Raw genomic sequence first — 17,985 nt, 5'->3', positions numbered from 1 at the left:
GGGGGCTCCCGTGCTCAGATCCAGCCGGGCAGCCAGTTGTGCAGCCGCCAGAAGTCGTACGGCACGCTGATCCCCAGCCACAGCGGCAGGAAGAACGCCGACACGAGCACGACCACGGTCAGGAACACCACCACGGTGCGCTGTCCGGACTGGCGCCGGTGCAGCGGATCGTCGCGTGTCCCGGCGATGATCCGCAGCGTCATCGTCAGCGCGAGCACCAGGAACGGCATCATGACCACCGTGTAGAACTGGAAGATCGTCCGCTCGGGGAACATCAGCCAGGGCAGGTAGGTCACGGCGAGCCCCACGAGCGGCAGCGTGAGCGCCGGTTCGATCGGCTGACGGGCGATCCACGCGCGCACCAGGCGGTACAGCAGGTACACGCCCGCGGCGACGCCGCCGTACCAGATCAGCGGGTTGGGGATCGCGGAGATCACGCCGATGCAGTGGTCGACCCCGCACGCGGTCGGATCGGGGTCGACCCAGACGGCGGTCGGTCTCAGCAGGAACGGCCACTCCCACGCGGGGCTGGCGTAGGGGTGCCCGCGGCTGAGCCCCACGTGGAAGCCCAGCATCGCCTGGTGATAGTTCCACAGCGCGAGCAGGGGGTTCGCGTCGCTGCCGCGGTCGTAGCCCTTGTCGGTCACGAGCCACCCGGTCCAGCTCGCGAGGTACACGGCCGCGGCCGGCAGCACCAGCAGCACGAACGACACGGGCCCCTGGCGGAACACGGCGGACGCGGGCCACACGACCACACCGCCGCGGCGCCGGGCCAGCGCATCGGTGACCACCACGTACAGCCCGAAGCCGGCCAGCACGTACAGGCCCGACCACTTCACGGCGCACGCCGCCCCCAGCGCGAGACCCGCGGCGACGAGCCACGGGCGGCGCCACAGCACCGGACCCCACAGCGGGTCGGGGGCGTCGGGGTCGCGACGCTCCAGGAGGGGGATGGTGCGTTGCCGGTCGAGCAGCACGAACAGCACGCCGAGCAGCACGAAGAAGGTGAGGATGCCGTCGAGCAGCGCGATGCGGCTCAGCACGATGCTCAGTCCGTCGATCGCGAGAAGGGTGCCCGCCACGGTGGCCGCGACCACTGATCCGGTCAGCCGGCGGGCGATCAGGTACACCAGCAGCACGGAGCCCGCACCCAGCAGGGCCGTGGCCAGCCGCCAGCCGGCGCTGTTGTCGGGGCCGCCGATGGCCATGCCGAGCGCGATGAGCCACTTGCCCAGCGGCGGGTGCACGATGAACGCGCCCTTGTTCGTGAGCGGCAGCTCCTGCAGGGTCTGGAAGGCCTCGTCGGCGCCCTGCCCCCAGACGCCCTCGTAGCCGAGGGTCCACAGCGACCAGGCGTCCTTGACGTAGTACGTCTCGTCGAACGCCAGCTGGTGGGGGTGCCCGACGTTCACGAGCCGCAGCACCGCCGCGAGTGCCGTGACCACGAGCGGTGCGAGCCACCCGATGGCCCGTCCCCAGTCGGCGGCGTGCAGCACGCGGTCGCGCAGCCGCTCGTACCGCGTCGCCCGCGCCTCGGGGGGAGGCAGCAGGGGCTGGGGCGCGGTCACCGCTCCAGCCTAGACACCCCGCTTCCGTGTGCCCGGAAGTGTGCGCTTCGCCGCGGTTTCGCCGCGTGCCGCGTCAGAGCACGAATGCCGATATTCCAGGAGTTCGAGGGCGGGAGCGAGAGCAGTCGAGTATCCGGCGCTGTAGCGTGAGACTGTCCACGTGTGAGGACAGATAGGACGCGTTCATGATCATTCGGTTCTCCTCAAGACTCACCGCGGCCGCGGCTCTGGCCGTCGCATCCGCCCTGGTTTTCCCGCCTTCGGCGTCAGCAAGCGTTGAAGCGGCGATGGGGCGAGGGGCGTCGGTCTCCGAAGTCGCGGTCGTGGGGCGCGCGCTGCCGTCGCGCGACCTCGGTCCGTGTTGGGCGCAGGCCGGGAGAGTTGTCGGAGGCTTTTTCGGTTCGATCGGTGTGACGATCGTCAGTCCCGGCTGGAGTGTCGCCGCATGGGCGGCGTATCTGGGACAGATTGCGCAGGAGAAGCGCACGAGCACCGGGGACTTCGCATGTTGACTCATCCTGTCGAGACGGAGAGGAGGTCCCCCATGGATCAGAGTCCGACGACGAAGGCGCGGCCCAGCGGGGCACGGATCACTGGGTGGATCGCCACTCTGTTCTGCGCCGGCCTGGCTTTCCTCAACGCCGCTCTTGCGACCGAGGTCGCTTTCCGGATCTTCTTCGTCGCCTGCGGGGTGCTGCTCGTGGTGGGCGTGATCTCCATGGTCATCCGCTGGTATCGCGAGAGCCGTCGCGGCGATCAGGATGGCCACCCGCCCGCCTAAGCTGGGCGGGTGATCATCCTCGCCGCCACGCCCATCGGGAATCTCGGGGACGCGTCCCGGCGTCTGGTGGAGGTGCTGGAGAACGCGGAGGTCGTGGTCGCGGAGGACACCCGCACCACGCAGCGGCTTCTGCAGGCGCTGCAGATCGCCAACCGCCCGCGCCTGATCGCGCTGCACGACCACAACGAGAAGCAGAAGGCCGCGGAGCTGGCGGCCCTCGCCGCGGACACCGATGTCGTGGTGATGAGCGACGCGGGCATGCCGACCGTGAGCGACCCGGGCTACGGGCTCGTGGCCGAGGCCGTGGCGCAGGGGGTCACGGTCACCGCGATCCCCGGTCCGAGCGCCGTGCTCATGGCGCTGGCGATCTCGGGTCTGCCGACCGACCGCTTCACGTTCGAGGGGTTCCTGCCGCGCAAGCCGGGGGAGCGCCGGGCGACCCTGACGGCGCTCGTCGCGGAGCCGCGCACCATGGTGTTCTTCGAGTCGCCGTCGCGCCTGGCCGCGACGCTCGCCGACATGGGGGCGGCGTTCGGCGAGGACCGCCGGATCGCGGTGTGCCGGGAGCTGACGAAGCTGTACGAGGAGGTGCGCCGCGGGACCGCCGCCGAGCTCGCCGCCTGGGCCGCCGACGGCGTGAAGGGCGAGATCGTGGTCGTGGTCGAGGGCGCGCCCCGCCGCGCGGTGTCGGCCGACGACGCGCTGGCCCAGGTGCAGGCCCTGGTCGCGGACGGCACGCGCCTGAAGGAGGCCGCGGCCGAGGTGGCGGCGCAGACCGGCCTCTCCACGCGCGACCTCTACCAGGCCGCCCTCGCCGCCCGTACCCGATGAGCTCGGGGGGCACCCGATGACGACACCGGCGGAGGCGCACGACGCCATCGCGGCCGCCTACGACCGCCGCGCCGCGGAGTACGTCGCGATCGCCGGCACGGTGGAGCAGCTGGACCCCCGCGACCGCGACACGATCGATCGCTGGCGCCGAGCCACCTCGGGTGCCCTGCTCGACGCCGGGTGCGGTCCCGGGCTGTGGACGCGGTTCCTCCACGACGCGGGGCACGACGTGTCGGGCATCGACCTGTCGGCGGAGTTCGTCGCGGAGGCTCGCACGCGGCGCCCCGGCCTCGACGTCACCCAGGGCTCCTTCCTCGCGCTGCCGCAGCCCGCCGGGTCGCTGGGCGGCGTCCTCGCGTGGTACTCGCTCATCCACGCGCCGCCGACCGAGGTGCCCGCCGCGCTCGGCGAGTTCGCGCGCGTGCTCGCGCCAGGAGGACGACTGCTGCTGGGCTTCTTCGACGGCGAGCCGCGCGCGCCGTTCGACCACGCGATCACGACCGCGTACTTCTGGTCGGCGGGGGCGCTCACGCCGCTGCTCGCCGCCGCGGGGCTCGAGGTCGAGGGGACCGAGACCCGCGCCCGCGTGCCCGGGGAGGCGAGCACGCGCCCGCACGGTGCGCTGATCGCCCGCCGGGTCTGATCTACGCTGTCCTGACACCCGATCCGACGACTCGACCCTGGGGGATCCGCCGTGAGCAAGGCCGCGACCGTGTACGACGTCGCCGCGCACGCGGGCGTCTCGATCGCCACCGTGTCGCGGGTGCTGCGGTCGCCCGATGCCGTACGACCGGCGACCCGCGAGCGGGTGCTCGATGCGGTCACGGCTCTCGGCTACGTCCCGAGCGGGAGCGCGCGCGGGCTGGCCGAGCGCCGGACGGGCGTGCTGGGCCTGTACTTCCCGGGGTTCGACGCGGCGGAGGACGCCCCCGCGCTCGACGTCCTGTCGAGTGCGGGAGCCGCGGCCCCGCCGTTCACGGTGGTGGAGGACGAGGGCGAGCCCGGCGCCCCTGCCGCCTCGATGCTGTTCCTGGACGAGGTGCTGCGCGGGGCCGAGCTGGAGGCGTGGAAGCAGGGCTTCGTGCTGATGGTGGGCGTGGGGCGCGACGACCCCGACCGGTCGACCGTGCGGGACATGGCCGGTCGTGTCGACGGGCTCATGGTGCTCGCGAGCAGCGTGCCGGATGACGTGCTGGCGCGGCTCGCGCGCCGCATCCCGGTCGTGGTGCTGTCCGGTCCGCCGCGCGGCGACGACTACGACCACGTCACGGTCAGCAACGCCGAGGCGATGGGCGAGCTCGCGCGGCACGTTCTCGCGCAGGTCGGGGAGGGTGCGGTCGCGTTCCTCGCGGGTCCCGCGGACTCGCCCGACGCGGAGCAGCGGCGCGAGGGCGTGGTGGCGGCCGTGGCGGCGTCGGGCCGGGCGACCGAGGAGCTGCGGCTGCTGCGCGGCGACTTCACGCGGGCATCGGGGCGGCGCGCGGCCGAGAAGCTGCTGCGCGACGGCGCACCCCCGTCCGCGGTGATCGCGGCGAACGACCAGATGGCGCTGGGGGTCGTCGACGTGCTGCACCGCGCGGGCGTGCGCGTGCCCGACGACGTGCTCGTGACCGGGTTCGACGGCATCGACGCCGCCGCCCTCTCCGTCCCCCCGCTGACGACGATCCGGCAGCCGATGATCGAGCTGGGCCGCGCCGCGGTGCAGGTGCTGGCGCGCCGGCTGGAGGAGCCGGAGGCCCCGCCCGCGGTGGTGCGGCTGCCGTTGCAGATCCTCCTGCGGGAGAGCTCCGCGCGACCCTCCTGACGCGCCTCGAACGGACGGGAGCGCGGTGTCAAGGGGTTGCCGATCGCAAATGTATGCGCTTACACTCGCTCATGCGGCTTCGGCCGACGGACGCTCCGACCCGTGGGGCGCCCATCATGACAGAGACGACATGAGGTCCCCCAGTGGCAGAGACGCACACCTTCCGACGCTGGCGCAGAGCCGCCGTCGTGGGGCTCGCGGCCGCGGCGATCGCGCTCAGCGGCTGCAGCATCCAGATCAGCTCCCAGCCCGACCCCTCCATCGGCGAGGACACGATGCTGATCAACGCCGACCACGGCAACCCGTTCTTCACGAAGAACTTCAACCCGTACCTGACCAACACGCGCACCGCCTCGCGGTGGATCTACGAGCCGCTGATCCTGGTGAACCCGCTCGACGGCGAGCTCAACCCGTGGCTGGCCTCCGCGTGGTCGCAGCCCGACGCCCGCACGATCGTGATGACGCTGCGCGACGGGGTCGAGTGGAGCGACGGCGAGGACTTCACGGCCGACGACGTCGCCTTTACGTTCCAGCTGCTGAAGGATGAGCCGTCTCTCGACATCAAGGGCGCCTGGCAGCACATCGACTCGGTCGAGGTCGACGGCTCCGACGTGATCTTCCACCTGCAGAGCGAGGATGCCCCGTCGCTGTCGATCCTCGGCCAGACCATGATCGTGCCGGAGCACATCTGGAAGGACGTGCAGGATCCGGGCACCTGGCGCAACGAGGATCCGGTCGGCACCGGCCCGTTCGTGCTCGGCAACTACAACGATCAGCAGTACTCGATGGACCGCAACCCCGACTACTGGCAGGCCGACCGGATCGAGATCGAGCACATCATCCTCCCGGCGACCAACAGCCAGCTCGACACCGTCACGCGCGGCTACGACTGGGCGTACGCGTTCATCTCCGACGTGGAGGGCACGTGGGGCGCGGCCAGCCCGGACAACACCTGGTGGTTCCCGCCGGGCGGCGTAATCTCCCTGGTGCCGAACCTCGAGGTCGCCCCGTTCGACGACGTCAACGTGCGCCGCGGCATCGCGCTCGCGCTCGACCGCGAGGAGATCGCCGAGACCGCGTCCGAGGGCTACATGAAGCCCGCCGGCCAGACCGGCCTGATCCTGCCGAACCAGGAGCAGTACCTCGACCCCGAGATCCCCGACGCGGGCATGATCGCGCAGGACGAGGACGCCGCGCTCGCCGCCTTCGCCGAGTCCGGCTACACGCTCGACGGCGATCGGCTGGTGGGGCCGGACGGCGAGCAGCTGGAGTTCTCGCTCACCACCGCGAACGGCTTCTCCGACTGGACCCGCGCCGCGCAGACCGTGCAGCGCCAGCTCGGAGACATCGGCATCAAGGTCTCGCTGAAGCTGCCGCAGCCCGCGGGCTACCAGAGCGCGATCGGCAACGGCGACTTCGAGATGGCGATCGGCGGCATGGGCAACGGCGACGTCTACCAGGCGTTCAACAGCCTGCTCTCCAGCGACTTCTACGTGCCGTCCGGGGAGTCGACCACGAACAACTTCGAGCGCTACCGCTCACCGGAGGCCGATGCGCTGCTCGCGGAGTACCGCGCGACGGTCGACCCGCAGCGCCAGGGCGAGATCGTGCACGAGCTGCAGAACATCGTGTACGACGAGCTGCCCGTGATCGGCATGTATTACGGCGGCATCTGGGGCCTGTTCAACGACGCGAAGTTCACCGGGTGGCCGTCCGCCGACGACCCGTACATGATCCCGCAGAACTACGACTCGGCGCCCCTGATGATCTTCACCCACCTGAAGCGAGTGAACGGAGACGACCAGTGAAGTACGTCGCCCAGAAACTCGGCCTGTTCGTCCTGACCCTGTGGGCCGCGGTCACGCTGAACTTCTTCCTCCCGCGCATGATGCCCGGCTCGCCCGCCGACGCCGCGATCGCCAAGCTCTCGCAGAACGGACCCGTGTCGGATGCGACCAGGGCCGCGATCGAGGCGCAGCTCGGCGTGCCGACCGGCTCGCTGTGGGACCAGTACGTCGCCTACCTCGGTCAGGTCGTACGGCTCGACTTCGGCGTCTCGTACACGTTCTACCCGCAGTCGGTGTCGAGCATGGTGTCCACGGCGCTGCCGTACACGCTGGGCCTGGTGGGCATCGTCACGATCCTCGCGTTCGTGATCGGCACCCTCATCGGCGTGATGGCCGCGTGGCGGCGCGGCACCTGGCTCGACTCGCTGCCCACGCTGACCGGCTCGTTCCTCAGCACCTTCCCGTACTTCTGGACCGCGCTGCTGCTGCTGTTCTTCCTCGGCTACGTGCTGCACTGGTTCCCGACGACCGGCGCCTACTCGGCGACCACGACGCCCGGGTTCACGTGGGACTTCATCGTCGACCTGGTGCGCCACGCGTTCCTGCCGGCGCTGACGATCCTGCTCACGTCGCTCGGCGGCTGGATCATCGGCATGCGCAACGCCATGATCAACACGCTCGGCGAGGACTACATCACCTTCGGTGAGGCCAACGGGCTGCGCGGGCGCACGATCGCGCTCCGCTACGCCGCGCGCAACGCGATCCTGCCGAACCTCACCGGCTTCGGGCTCACGCTCGGCGGCGTGGTGGGCGGGTCGATCCTCGTGGAGCAGGTGTTCGGCTATCCGGGCATCGGCTACCTGCTGTTCAACGCCGTGATCGGGCAGGACTACCCGCTCATGCAGGCGCTGTTCCTGATGATCACCGTGAGCGTGCTCATCGCCAACTTCCTCGTGGACATCCTCTACGGGGTACTCGACCCGAGGACGCGACGATGACTGCTCCGAATCAGGCACCCTCCACCATGAACGTCAAGATCCCGGCCGATCGGATCGCGGCCCCCAGCCCGTGGCGCTCCTTCGGGCGCATGGTCGGCACCCTGTGGGCCAACGGCAAGGCACGGCTCGGGCTGTGCATCCTCGCCTTCTTCGTCCTGGTCGCGGTGTTCGCGCCGCTCCTCGCGCCGTACGGCCCGAAGGAAAACGGCTTCGAGCGCAACGCCGACGCGTCGTGGGAGCACTGGCTCGGCACGACCGCCGCGGGCGAGGACGTGCTCAGCCAGCTCATCTACGGCGCGCAGGTGAGTCTGCTGGTCGGGTTCGCAGCCGGCATCCTCTCCACGATCGTCGCGGTGCTGATCGGCCTGAGCTGGGGGTACATGCGCGGCTTCGCCGGCGAGGTCGTCGGGTTCATCGTGAACCTGTTCCTCGTGATCCCCGGCCTGCCGCTCATGATCGTGATCGCCGCGTACCTGCAGAACGGCGGCATCCTCATGATCATCGCCGTGATCGTGGTCACCGGATGGGCGTGGGGCGCGCGCGTTCTGCGCAGCCAGACCCAGTCGCTGCGCGGCAACGACTTCGTCACCTCGGCCCAGTTCTCCGGCGACAGCAGGGCCCGCATCGTGTTCCGCGAGATCCTCCCGAACATGACCTCGATCATCGCGGGGACCCTGTTCGGCGCGGCCACCGCGGCGATCCTGGCGGAGGCGGGCCTGGAGTTCCTCGGCCTCGGCGACTCCAGCATCGTCAGCTGGGGCACCATGCTCTACTGGGCGCAGAACTCCAACTCGCTGCTCACCGGGCAGTGGCTGCTGCTGTTCGCCCCCGGTCTGTGCATCGCCCTGCTGGCCCTCAGCCTCACACTCATCAACTTCGGCGTGGACGGCATCTCCAATCCGCGCCTGCGGGAAGGGAAGGGGCGATGAGCGCCATGACCGCGCACACCTCGGATCGCAACGCCGGAATCCTCCTCGACGTGCAGAACCTGTCCGTCGAGTACGCCTCCCCGGGGCAGCAGCCCGTGCAGGCCGTGCACGACGTGTCGTTCACGCTGCGACGCGGCGAGTTCGTCGGACTCGTCGGCGAGTCCGGGTCGGGCAAGTCCACGCTCGGGTTCGCGCTGACCCGGCTGCAGAAGCCCCCGGCGCGCATCAGCGGCGGTCGCATCCTGTTCGACGGGCGCGACATCCGCGAGCTCGACGCCGAGGGACTGCGCCGCCAGCGGCAGGGCGGCTTCGCGATGGTGCTGCAGTCGGGCATGAACGCGCTCAACCCCGTGCGCACGGTCGCAGGTCACTTCCGCGACATCTTCGCCGCGCACGGGCATGTGCCCCGCGAGGCCCGTGAGGCCAGGGCCCGCGAGCTCGTGGGGAAGGTCGGCCTGAAGCCCGAGGTGCTCGACCGCTACCCCGGGGAGCTCTCGGGCGGCATGCGGCAGCGCGCCTCGATCGCCCTCGCGCTGTCGCTGGAGCCGCAGCTCATGGTGTTCGACGAGCCGACCACGGCCCTCGATGTGCTCGTGCAGCACGCGGTGATGGACACGATCCAGGAGCTGCAGCGGTCGGAACGGTTCACGGCGATCCTCATCAGCCACGACCTCGGCATCGTGCTCGAGGCCACCGACCGGGTCATGGTGATGCACGAGGGCCGCATCGTGGAGGACGCCCCGAGCCACGACATCCTGCACCGTCCGCAGGACGAGTACACGCGCATGCTGCTGAGCCACTACGCCGACCCCCGGGCGGAGAAGATCGAGATCCCCGGGTTCCTCGATGTGGGCACCCGCCGCCGCGAGGGCCGCAGCCGCACCGACGTCACCGAGACCCTGCCGACCGTGTCTGCGCGCGACACCCGGCGCGCGGACGCGGCGATCGTGGTGGACGGCGTCACCAAGCGATACCCGGCGCCGCGGCGCGGGCAGGAGCCGGTGGTCGCGGTCGACGACGTGTCCTTCCGGCTGGAGCCGGGGGAGGCCCTCGCGCTGGTCGGCGCCTCGGGGTCGGGCAAGTCGACGATCGCGAAGATGCTCACCGGCGTCGAGAAGCCCACCGCCGGCACGATCCGCTTCGGCGACACCGACGTCGCCGCACTGAAGCGCCGGGGCCTGCGCGACCTCCGCAAGGACGTGCAGATGGTGTTCCAGGACCCGTATGCGGCCCTGAACCCGCTGCACACGGTCGAGTATGCGCTGTCCCGCCCGATCCGCAACTACACGACGCTGCGCGGCACCGAGGCGCGGGCGCGCGTGCTCGAACTGCTGGAGACCGTCGGCCTCACGCCCGTCGAGCAGTTCGCGGCCAAGCTGCCGCACCAGCTTTCCGGCGGACAGCGGCAGCGCGTCGTGATCGCCCGTGCGCTCGCGAGCGACCCGCAGGTGCTGATCGCCGACGAGCCCGTGTCGATGCTCGACGTGTCGCTGCGTGCCGGCGTGCTCGCGCTGCTGGAGGACCTGCGTGAGCGCTGGGGCATCAGCATGCTCTACATCACGCACGACCTGCTGAGCGCGCGCCTGGTCACCGAGAACATCCTGGTGCTCAACGGCGGACGGGTCGTGGAGCGCGGCGAGACCTCGCACGTGCTCCAGCACCCCGAGGACCCGTACACGGTCGAGCTGCTCGACGCCGTGCCCAACCCCTCCCGCGCGCGCTGAACCGCGCCGGGAGATCTGCAAGAAAGAGAGAGGAGCGCATCCGTGCTCGCATTCCCCGACGGCTTCCTCTGGGGCGCCGCGACCGCCGCCCATCAGGTGGAGGGCAACAACACCACGAGCAACTGGTGGGCGATGGAGCACGCCCCCGACTCGCCCATGGTCGAGCCCTCCGGCGACGCCGCCGACCACTTCCACCGCTACCCGGAGGACATGCGGCTGCTGGCCGAGGCGGGGCTGAACTCCTATCGCTTCTCGGTCGAGTGGGCGCGGATCGAGCCGGAGCGCGGCTTCGTGTCACGGGCGATGCTCGACCACTACCTCCGCATGATCGACACCGCGCGGGAGCACGGGCTCGACCCGACGGTCACCCTCATGCACTTCACGGTGCCGCAGTGGTTCCAGCGCGACGGCTTCTGGCGCGCGGACGACGCGGTCGACCTGTTCTCGCGCTACGTGGAGACCGTGCTGCCCATCCTCGACGGCGTGCGCTACGTGTGCACGATCAACGAGCCCAACATCGCCGCGATGCTGGCCGGGGGAGAGGACGCGGCCAACCTCGTCGCCTACGGCCTGCCCAATCCCGACCTCGCCGTGGCGGACACGCTGCTGGCCGCGCACCGCCGGGCCTCCGAACTCGTGCACACCGTGCCGGGCGCGCAGGCGGGGTGGACCATCGCGACCCAGGCCTTCCACTCGACGGGCGAGCCGGGCGCCGACGAGATGCTGGCGGCCTACGGCGACCCGCGCGACCACTGGTACCTGGAGCAGTCGGCCGGTGACGACTTCGTGGGCGTGCAGGCGTACACGCGCACGTTCATCGGTCCGGAGGGACCGCGGCCGGTCGCCGACGACGTGGAGACGACGCTGACCGGGTGGGAGTTCTACCCGCCCGCGCTCGAGCTGGGGGTGCGCAGCGCGTGGCAGCGCAGTGGCGGGGTGCCGGTGATCGTGACCGAGAACGGCATCGCCACGGCCGACGACACCCGCCGCATCGCCTACACGCAGGGCGCACTGGAGGGCCTGCACCGCGCGATCGCGGACGGCATCGAGGTGCGCGGGTATCAGCACTGGAGCGCGCTGGACAACTACGAGTGGGCGAGCGGCTTCCGGCCGACCTTCGGGCTGATCGGGTTCGATCACGAGACGTTCGAGCGGTTCCCGAAGCCGTCGCTGGCGTGGCTGGGCGAGGTCGCACGACGCAACGCGCTCTGATCCGCTGCGCCGGGGTTACCCTCGGTTCATGACGCACGGGGCGGGGTCGGCCCGGCGGGACCGGCTCCGGTCGGCCGCCGCCGGGCTGAGCGCCGCCCTGCTCGGCGTCGCGCTGGGCGAACTGGCGGCCGCGCTCGTCGAGCCGGCGGCGAGCCCGTTCGCGGTGATCGGCGGCGGGCTGATCGACCTCGCGCCGAGCTGGGCGAAGGACGCCGCGATCGCGCTGTTCGGCACCGGCGACAAGGTCGCGCTGCTCACCGGGATCGCGATCGTGCTCGCGGTGGTCGCCACGCTCGCCGGGATCGCGGAGCGTCGCTGGTCCGGCGCGGGCGCCGCGGTCCTCGGGGCGCTGGGCGCCGTCGCCGTCGTCGTCGCGCTGATCCGCCCCGGCTCCGGCCCGTTCGCGTGGCTTCCCGGACTGGTCGCCGGTCTCGTCTCCGTGATCGTGCTGCGCCTGCTGATCCGCCGCCTCCGCCCGGTCGCCGGACTCGCACCGGACCACGAGGATCGCCGCCGCTTCCTGCTGTGGACGGCCGGGGCCGCCGCGGTCGGTCTCGTCGCGCTCATCGGCAGCTCGCTCGCCCGTGGCGCGACGCGCTCCGTCGAAGCCGTCCGCGCGGCGCTGCGGCTGCCCTCCCCGGCTCGCCCCGCCGCTGCCGTGCCCGCCGCGGCCGAGCTCGACATCCCCGGTCTCGCGCCGGTGGTCACCCCGAACGCCGAGTTCTATCGCATCGACACCGCTCTCATCGTACCGCGCGTGGACCCCGCCGACTGGTCGCTGCGCATCCACGGCATGGTCGATCGCGAGGTCGTGCTCACGTGGGAGGAGCTGCTCGCCCTGCCGCTCGTGGAGGCCGATGTCACGCTCGCGTGCGTGTCGAACGAGGTGGGCGGCTCGCTGATCGGCACCGCGCGCTGGCTGGGGTACCCGGTGCGGGAGATGCTCGCCCGCGCGGGCGTCGACCCCGATGCCGACATGGTGCTCTCGACCTCGGCCGACGGCTTCACGGCCTCGACCCCGCTCGAGGCCCTCACCGACGACCGGGACGCCCTGCTCGCGGTGGGCATGAACGGCGAGCCGCTGCCGCTCGAACACGGCTTCCCGGTGCGGATGGTGGTGCCGGGGCTGTACGGCTACGTGTCGGCGACGAAGTGGGTGACGCAGCTGGAGGTCACCCGCTTCGACAGGGCCGCCGCGTACTGGACGACCCGGGGGTGGTCGGAGCGCGGGCCCGTCAAGCTGCAGTCGCGCATCGACGTGCCGCGCCCCGGGCAGCGTATCGACGCGGGCGACGCGGTGATCGCGGGCATGGCGTGGCAGCAGCACACCGGCATCGAGGGCGTCGAGGTGCGGGTGGACGAGGGGCCGTGGCAGCGCGCGGAGCTGGCCGCCGCGATCTCCGCCGACACGTGGGTGCAGTGGCGTCTGCCGTGGACGGCGGAGAGCGGCGCGCACACCATCGAGTGCCGCGCCGTGAACGCCGAGGGGGAGACCCAGACCGCGGACCGGGCGGCTCCCGTGCCGGACGGCGCCCAGGGCTGGCACCGCGTCGAGGTGACGGTCGCGTGAGCGCGTAACCACGAGCGCCGCGCCACCTAGAATTGCTCCATGCCCGCAGGCGAATCCTTCTACATCACCACGCCCATCTACTACCCGTCCGACGTGCCCCACATCGGCCACGGGTACACGACGGTGGCGGTCGATACGCTCGCGCGGTGGCACCGCCAGGCGGGGGATGACACCTGGATGCTCACGGGCACCGACGAGCACGGGCAGAAGATGCTGCGGGCGGCGGCGGCCAACGGCGTGACGCCGCAGGAGTGGGTGGACAAGCTGGTCAGCGAGAGCTGGTTCCCGCTGTTGACGACCCTCGATGTCGCCAACGACGACTTCATCCGCACGACGCAGGAGCGCCACGAGACCAACGTGCAGACGTTCTTCCAGCGCCTGTACGACCGCGGCTACATCTACGCGGGCGAGTACGAGGCGCTCTACTGCGTGGGCTGCGAGGAGTTCAAGCCGGAGTCCGAGATCGTCGACGGCACCGGTCCCTTCGAGGGGCTGAAGGTGTGTGCGATCCACTCCAAGCCGCTGGAGCTGCTGCAGGAGAAGAACTACTTCTTCAAGCTGAGCGAGTTCCAGGACCGGCTGCTCGAGCTGTACAAGACCGAGCCCGACTTCGTGCGGCCGGACTCGGCGCGCAACGAGGTCGTGTCGTTCGTGAGCCAGGGGCTCAAGGACCTGTCGATCTCGCGTTCCACGTTCGACTGGGGCATCCCGCTGCCGTGGGACGAGTCGCACGTGATCTACGTGTGGGTCGACGCGCTGCTCAACTACGCCACCGCCGTGGGCTACGGCTCCGATGAGGAGACGTTCGCGCGCCGCTGGCCCGCGTACCACGTGGTCGGCAAGGACATCCTGCGCTTCCACGCGGTGATCTGGCCCGCGCTGCTGATGGCGGCGGGGCTCGACGTTCCCCAGGGCGTGTTCGCGCACGGCTGGCTGCTGGTCGGCGGCGAGAAGATGTCCAAGTCGAAGCTGACCGGCATCGCGCCGACCGAGATCACCGACGTGTTCGGCTCCGACGCCTACCGCTTCTACTTCCTGTCGGCGATCGCGTTCGGCCAGGACGGCTCGTTCTCCTGGGAGGACCTGTCCGCCCGCTACCAGGCCGAGCTCGCGAACGGCTTCGGCAACCTCGCCTCCCGCACGACCGCGATGATCGAGAAGTACTTCGAGGGCATCGTCCCGCCGGCGGCCGAGTACACCGAGGCGGACCTCGCGATCCAGAAGATCGTCGCCGACGCCGCGACGAAGGCGGATGCCGCGATCGGCCAGTTCCGCATCGACGAGGCGATCTCCGCGATCTGGACCATCGTCGACGCGCTCAACGGCTACATCACCGAGAACGAGCCGTGGGCGCTGGCCCGCGACGACGAGAAGCGCGAGCGTCTGGGCACGGTGCTGTACACGTGTGCCGAGGGCCTGCGGGCCCTGGCGGTGCTGTTGTCGCCGGTGATGCCGCAGTCCACCGAGAAGCTGTGGATCGCACTGGGCGCCGCCGAGACGCTGGGTCGTCTGCAGGACCAGCCGATCCGTGAGGCGGGGGCGTGGGGCGTGCTGAAGCCGGGCACGAGCGTCAACGGCCTCGCGCCGCTGTTCCCGCGCGTGGAGTCCACGGCCTGACCGACACCCCATGACCGAGACGTACGTGCAGCGCCGAGACGGCGACGGGCGCAAAGACCTGCGGTATCCCGCAGCCCCTGAGCCCCTCGCCGTCCCGGTGTACGACAACCACGCGCACCTGGAGATCATGGACGGCGACGAGCCGTTGAGCCTGACGGAGCAGCTCGACCGCGCCGAGGCCGTGGGCATCGCCGGGGTCGTGCAGGCATCGGGCGACATCGAGTCGTCGCGCTGGGCGGTCGAGGCGGCGGCTTCGGACCGGCGCGTGCTCGCCGCGGTGGCGATCCACCCGAACGACGCGCCGACCTATGCCGAGCAGGGCCGTCGCGGCGGTGTCGGTCTCGACGAGGCCCTCGCGGTGATCGACGAGCTGGCGGCGCATCCGCGCACCCGCGCGATCGGCGAGACCGGGCTCGACTTCTTCCGCACCGAGCCGGAGCGCCGCGGGCCGCAGTTCGAGTCGTTCGAGGCGCACATCGCGCTCGCGAAGAAGCACGGCATCGCGATGCAGATCCACGACCGCGACGCGCACGACGCGGTGCTGGAGACCCTGTCGCGTGTGGGCGCTCCCGATCGCACGGTGTTCCACTGCTTCTCCGGCGACGCCGCGATGGCCCGGGTGTGCGCCGACGCGGGCTACCACCTGTCGTTCGCGGGCAACGTCACGTTCAAGAACGCGCAGAACCTGCGCGACGCGCTGAAGGTCACGCCGCTCGACCGACTTCTGGTGGAGACCGACGCCCCGTTCCTCACGCCGACGCCGCTGCGGGGCCGTCCGAACGCGCCCTACCTCGTGCCGATCACGGTCCGCTTCCTGGCCGCCGAGCTCGGCATCGGCGTCGACGAGCTGTCCGCGCAGCTCGCCGAGAACACCCTGCGGGTCTACGGCTCGTTCACCGACTGAGCGTCCACGTCGTCCGGGCCGGTCTGGGCGACCGGTTTCGCGCTCACGATCTGCGAGATCGGCCTCCACACCAGCAGCAGCGTGATCGCTGCGCCGCCGAACGCGAACCACCACGGTGCGGTGAGCCCCCACAGCTGGGCGATCACTCCGCAGAGCGCCTGGCCGACGATCATGCCCCCGAACACCCCGACCATGTTGACCGAGGCGACGCGCCCCTGCAGCTCGGCGGGCACGAGACGCTGCCGGACGGTCGTGGAGATCGTGCCCCACACGAAGGCGTACGCGCCGAAGAAGAACATGATGATCAGCGCCACCCAGCCGGCGGTGGTGAGCGCGAACGCCAGGTGCATCAGCACCTCCAGCGAGAGCACGATGCGCATGAGGGTCGCGAACGACACGTGCCGTTCGAGCCACCCGAAGCTGAACGTCGCGAGGATGCCGCCGGCCGCGGACGCCGTGGTGAGGGCGCCGTACCCCACCGGGCCCATCTGCAGGTGCTCGGTCGCGTACAGCACGAGCACGCCCCACGGCGCCGCCCACGTGACGTTGAAGACGAGGATGATGATCACCAGCATGCGCACGGGCGGGTTGCGCCACAGCCAGCGCAGCCCCTCCGCGATGTCGGTGTGCACGGGCGGGTGTGCGGCGGCGTCCGCCCGGGGCGGCACGGGCGTGCGGGCCATGCGGGAGATCAGCACGACCGCGAGGCTGACGCACAGCATCTCGACCAGGAACGGCCAGGCGTGCCCCGCGGCGAACAGGAACGCCCCGAGGGGAGGACCGGCGAACTGGTTGGCCACGAGGTAGCCGGCCTGGAGCCGCGCGTTGCCGATCCCGAGGTCATCCGGCTTCACGATCATCGGCAGCAGCGTGCTGCTCGCGGTGTCGACGAACACCTCGGCCGAGCCGTACAGGAAGGCCACCGCGAGCACGATCCCGATGTTCGCGGTGCCCGTCACGAGGAACACGCACAGCGCCGCGAGCACGACCGCCCGCGCGGCGTTCGCGATCATCACCAAGCGCCGACGGTCGAAGCGGTCGGCGATGGCCCCCGCGTGCAGGCCGAACAGCAGCCAGGGCAGGAACTGGAGGACGGCGCCGGAGGCGACGAGGATCGGCGACGAGGTCATCGAGGCGATGAGCAGGGGAGCGGCGGCCAGCGCCACGCCGTCGCCGATGTTGCTCGTCCACGACGACGCGAGCAGCCAGCGGAAGTCCCTGCCCATGCGCCGCGGAGCGATCAGTTCACCGAGGGAGGGCATCCCCGCAGGATAGCGAGTGCCGGGGACGGTCGGGCTTTCGGCGAGAATGGACGCATGACCGTCACCCTGCTCGGAGCCGCCGAGATCCGCCGACTGGCCGCCGAGCTCGATGTCACCCCCACCAAGAAGCTGGGCCAGAACTTCGTCACGGACGCGAACACGGTCCGCAAGATCGTGCAGGCCGCGCGCGTGCAGCCGGGCGAGCGCGTGGTCGAGGTGGGGCCCGGCCTGGGTTCGCTGACGCTCGCGATCCTGGAGACCGGGGCCGCCGTCACCGCCGTGGAGATCGATCACCGCCTCGCCGCCCGCCTGCCGCAGACCGCCGCCGAGCACGGCGTTCCCGAGGGGGCGCTCACGGTGGTCGATGCCGACGCGCTGCGGGTGGCCGAGCTGCCCGGCGAGCCGACCGTCCTGGTCGCGAACCTGCCGTACAACGTGTCGGTGCCGGTGCTGCTGCACTTCCTCGAGACCTTCCCCTACCTGCAGCGGGGCGTCGTGATGGTGCAGGCCGAGGTGGCCGAGCGCCTGGCGGCGAAGCCGGGGTCGAAGATCTACGGCTCGCCGAGCGTGAAGGCCGCGTGGTACGGCGAGTGGCGGCTCACCGGCACGGTGTCGCGGCAGGTGTTCTGGCCCGTCCCGAACGTCGACAGCCTGCTGGTCGGGTTCGATCGGTCGGACGGGGAGCGCGGCTCCGAGGCCGAGCGTCGCCGCACCTTCGAGATCGTCGATGCCGCGTTCAACCAGCGCCGCAAGATGCTCCGCCAGGCGCTGTCCGGCGTCTTCGGCAGCTCGGCCGCCGCGACCGAGGTGCTGACGGCCGCCGGCGTGGCTCCGACCGCCCGCGGCGAGGACCTCACGGTCGACGACTACCAGCGCATCGCGCAGCAGGCACCGGCGGTGCCGGACGCGGCGGCCGGGGTCTGACGCCCCGCGCGCGGCCTGAGGTTCTGCGCGCGGCCCGGGTCCTGCCCCTCGACGCAGCCGCCTGACGCCCTGCG

16 protein-coding genes are annotated in these 17,985 nt (G+C 71.1%); 14 read left to right on the top strand and 2 right to left on the bottom strand.

All coding sequences use genetic code 11. The annotated features are described in order from the left end of the window. Positions 1-14: 14 nt before the first annotated feature. Positions 15-1,568: a dolichyl-phosphate-mannose--protein mannosyltransferase gene (locus tag ACWGQ1_RS09835; protein ID WP_247981968.1), complete on the bottom strand. Its 1,554-nt coding sequence runs from the start codon at positions 1,566-1,568 to the stop codon at positions 15-17. A gap of 185 nt (positions 1,569-1,753) precedes the next feature. On the opposite strand from ACWGQ1_RS09835, the gene ACWGQ1_RS09830 reads away from it, so the two are divergent. The 13 genes from ACWGQ1_RS09830 (at position 1,754) to ACWGQ1_RS09770 (ending at position 15,725) form a co-directional block, all read left to right on the top strand. After that, positions 1,754-2,080 carry a hypothetical protein gene (locus ACWGQ1_RS09830; protein ID WP_136045277.1) on the top strand — a complete coding sequence of 109 codons (327 nt, stop codon included), beginning with the start codon at positions 1,754-1,756 and terminating at the stop codon, positions 2,078-2,080. Between the two features lie 32 nt (positions 2,081-2,112). Beyond that, positions 2,113-2,349, top strand: a complete 237-nt coding sequence (locus tag ACWGQ1_RS09825; RefSeq protein WP_136045276.1) for a hypothetical protein — start codon at positions 2,113-2,115, stop codon at positions 2,347-2,349. A 9-nt stretch (positions 2,350-2,358) separates the two neighbouring features. Further along, entirely contained in the window at positions 2,359-3,180 is an 822-nt protein-coding gene (rsmI, locus tag ACWGQ1_RS09820; protein ID WP_452312872.1) for a 16S rRNA (cytidine(1402)-2'-O)-methyltransferase, read from the top strand. 16 nt (positions 3,181-3,196) lie between these two features. Continuing rightward, a complete protein-coding gene (locus ACWGQ1_RS09815; RefSeq protein WP_452312871.1) occupies positions 3,197-3,823 on the top strand; it encodes a methyltransferase domain-containing protein in 627 nt (208 codons plus the stop codon). 51 nt (positions 3,824-3,874) lie between these two features. Further along, positions 3,875-4,984, top strand: a complete 1,110-nt coding sequence (locus ACWGQ1_RS09810; protein ID WP_452312870.1) for a substrate-binding domain-containing protein — start codon at positions 3,875-3,877, stop codon at positions 4,982-4,984. 143 nt (positions 4,985-5,127) lie between these two features. Further along, positions 5,128-6,792 (top strand): ABC transporter substrate-binding protein, encoded by a 1,665-nt coding sequence (locus ACWGQ1_RS09805; RefSeq protein ID WP_247981966.1) that lies wholly within the window; start codon positions 5,128-5,130, stop codon positions 6,790-6,792. Beyond that, positions 6,789-7,769: an ABC transporter permease gene (locus ACWGQ1_RS09800; protein ID WP_136028586.1), complete on the top strand. Its 981-nt coding sequence runs from the start codon at positions 6,789-6,791 to the stop codon at positions 7,767-7,769. The genes ACWGQ1_RS09805 and ACWGQ1_RS09800 overlap by 4 nt, the downstream gene beginning before the upstream one ends. Beyond that, on the top strand, positions 7,766-8,698 hold the full coding sequence (locus ACWGQ1_RS09795; protein ID WP_452312869.1) for an ABC transporter permease subunit: 933 nt from the start codon (positions 7,766-7,768) through the stop codon (positions 8,696-8,698). The genes ACWGQ1_RS09800 and ACWGQ1_RS09795 overlap by 4 nt, the downstream gene beginning before the upstream one ends. Beyond that, positions 8,695-10,422 carry an ABC transporter ATP-binding protein gene (locus tag ACWGQ1_RS09790; protein WP_247639073.1) on the top strand — a complete coding sequence of 576 codons (1,728 nt, stop codon included), beginning with the start codon at positions 8,695-8,697 and terminating at the stop codon, positions 10,420-10,422. Before ACWGQ1_RS09795 ends, ACWGQ1_RS09790 begins: the two co-directional genes overlap by 4 nt. A gap of 42 nt (positions 10,423-10,464) precedes the next feature. Continuing rightward, positions 10,465-11,634, top strand: a complete 1,170-nt coding sequence (locus ACWGQ1_RS09785) for a family 1 glycosylhydrolase (RefSeq protein WP_452312868.1) — start codon at positions 10,465-10,467, stop codon at positions 11,632-11,634. Between the two features lie 28 nt (positions 11,635-11,662). Next, positions 11,663-13,204 carry a molybdopterin-dependent oxidoreductase gene (locus tag ACWGQ1_RS09780; RefSeq protein ID WP_452312867.1) on the top strand — a complete coding sequence of 514 codons (1,542 nt, stop codon included), beginning with the start codon at positions 11,663-11,665 and terminating at the stop codon, positions 13,202-13,204. 39 nt (positions 13,205-13,243) lie between these two features. Further along, entirely contained in the window at positions 13,244-14,821 is a 1,578-nt protein-coding gene (gene metG / locus ACWGQ1_RS09775; RefSeq protein WP_136045808.1) for a methionine--tRNA ligase, read from the top strand. Between the two features lie 10 nt (positions 14,822-14,831). Further along, positions 14,832-15,725, top strand: a complete 894-nt coding sequence (locus ACWGQ1_RS09770) for a TatD family hydrolase (protein WP_136045807.1) — start codon at positions 14,832-14,834, stop codon at positions 15,723-15,725. On the opposite strand, the gene ACWGQ1_RS09765 is transcribed toward ACWGQ1_RS09770, so the two are convergent. Continuing rightward, complete coding sequence (locus ACWGQ1_RS09765) at positions 15,704-16,987, bottom strand: MFS transporter (RefSeq protein WP_452312866.1); 1,284 nt, start codon at positions 16,985-16,987, stop codon at positions 15,704-15,706. The two genes, ACWGQ1_RS09770 and ACWGQ1_RS09765, sit on opposite strands and share 22 nt — an antisense overlap. Positions 16,988-17,041: 54 nt before the next feature. Between ACWGQ1_RS09765 and rsmA the strand changes: the two genes are divergently transcribed. After that, complete coding sequence (gene rsmA, locus ACWGQ1_RS09760; RefSeq protein ID WP_452312865.1) at positions 17,042-17,911, top strand: 16S rRNA (adenine(1518)-N(6)/adenine(1519)-N(6))-dimethyltransferase RsmA; 870 nt, start codon at positions 17,042-17,044, stop codon at positions 17,909-17,911. Positions 17,912-17,985 lie beyond the last annotated feature (74 nt).

It is taken from the genome of Microbacterium sp. NPDC055599, assembly GCF_053618975.1.
Note: the sequence above shows the minus strand (reverse complement) of the source record. Positions and strands in the feature narration are given on the sequence as shown.

Bases quoted from the DNA above. Each gene is read 5' to 3' on its own strand.
- ACWGQ1_RS09830 (WP_136045277.1), top strand. From the start codon at position 1,754: ATGATCATTCGGTTCTCCTCAAGACTCACCGCGGCCGCGGCTCTGGCC.
- ACWGQ1_RS09825 (WP_136045276.1), top strand. From the start codon at position 2,113: ATGGATCAGAGTCCGACGACGAAGGCGCGGCCCAGCGGGGCACGGATC.
- ACWGQ1_RS09815 (WP_452312871.1), top strand. From the start codon at position 3,197: ATGACGACACCGGCGGAGGCGCACGACGCCATCGCGGCCGCCTACGAC.
- ACWGQ1_RS09795 (WP_452312869.1), top strand. From the start codon at position 7,766: ATGACTGCTCCGAATCAGGCACCCTCCACCATGAACGTCAAGATCCCG.
- ACWGQ1_RS09790 (WP_247639073.1), top strand. From the start codon at position 8,695: ATGAGCGCCATGACCGCGCACACCTCGGATCGCAACGCCGGAATCCTC.
- ACWGQ1_RS09780 (WP_452312867.1), top strand. From the start codon at position 11,663: ATGACGCACGGGGCGGGGTCGGCCCGGCGGGACCGGCTCCGGTCGGCC.
- metG (WP_136045808.1), top strand. From the start codon at position 13,244: ATGCCCGCAGGCGAATCCTTCTACATCACCACGCCCATCTACTACCCG.
- ACWGQ1_RS09770 (WP_136045807.1), top strand. From the start codon at position 14,832: ATGACCGAGACGTACGTGCAGCGCCGAGACGGCGACGGGCGCAAAGAC.
- ACWGQ1_RS09765 (WP_452312866.1), bottom strand. From the start codon at position 16,987: ATGCCCTCCCTCGGTGAACTGATCGCTCCGCGGCGCATGGGCAGGGAC.
- rsmA (WP_452312865.1), top strand. From the start codon at position 17,042: ATGACCGTCACCCTGCTCGGAGCCGCCGAGATCCGCCGACTGGCCGCC.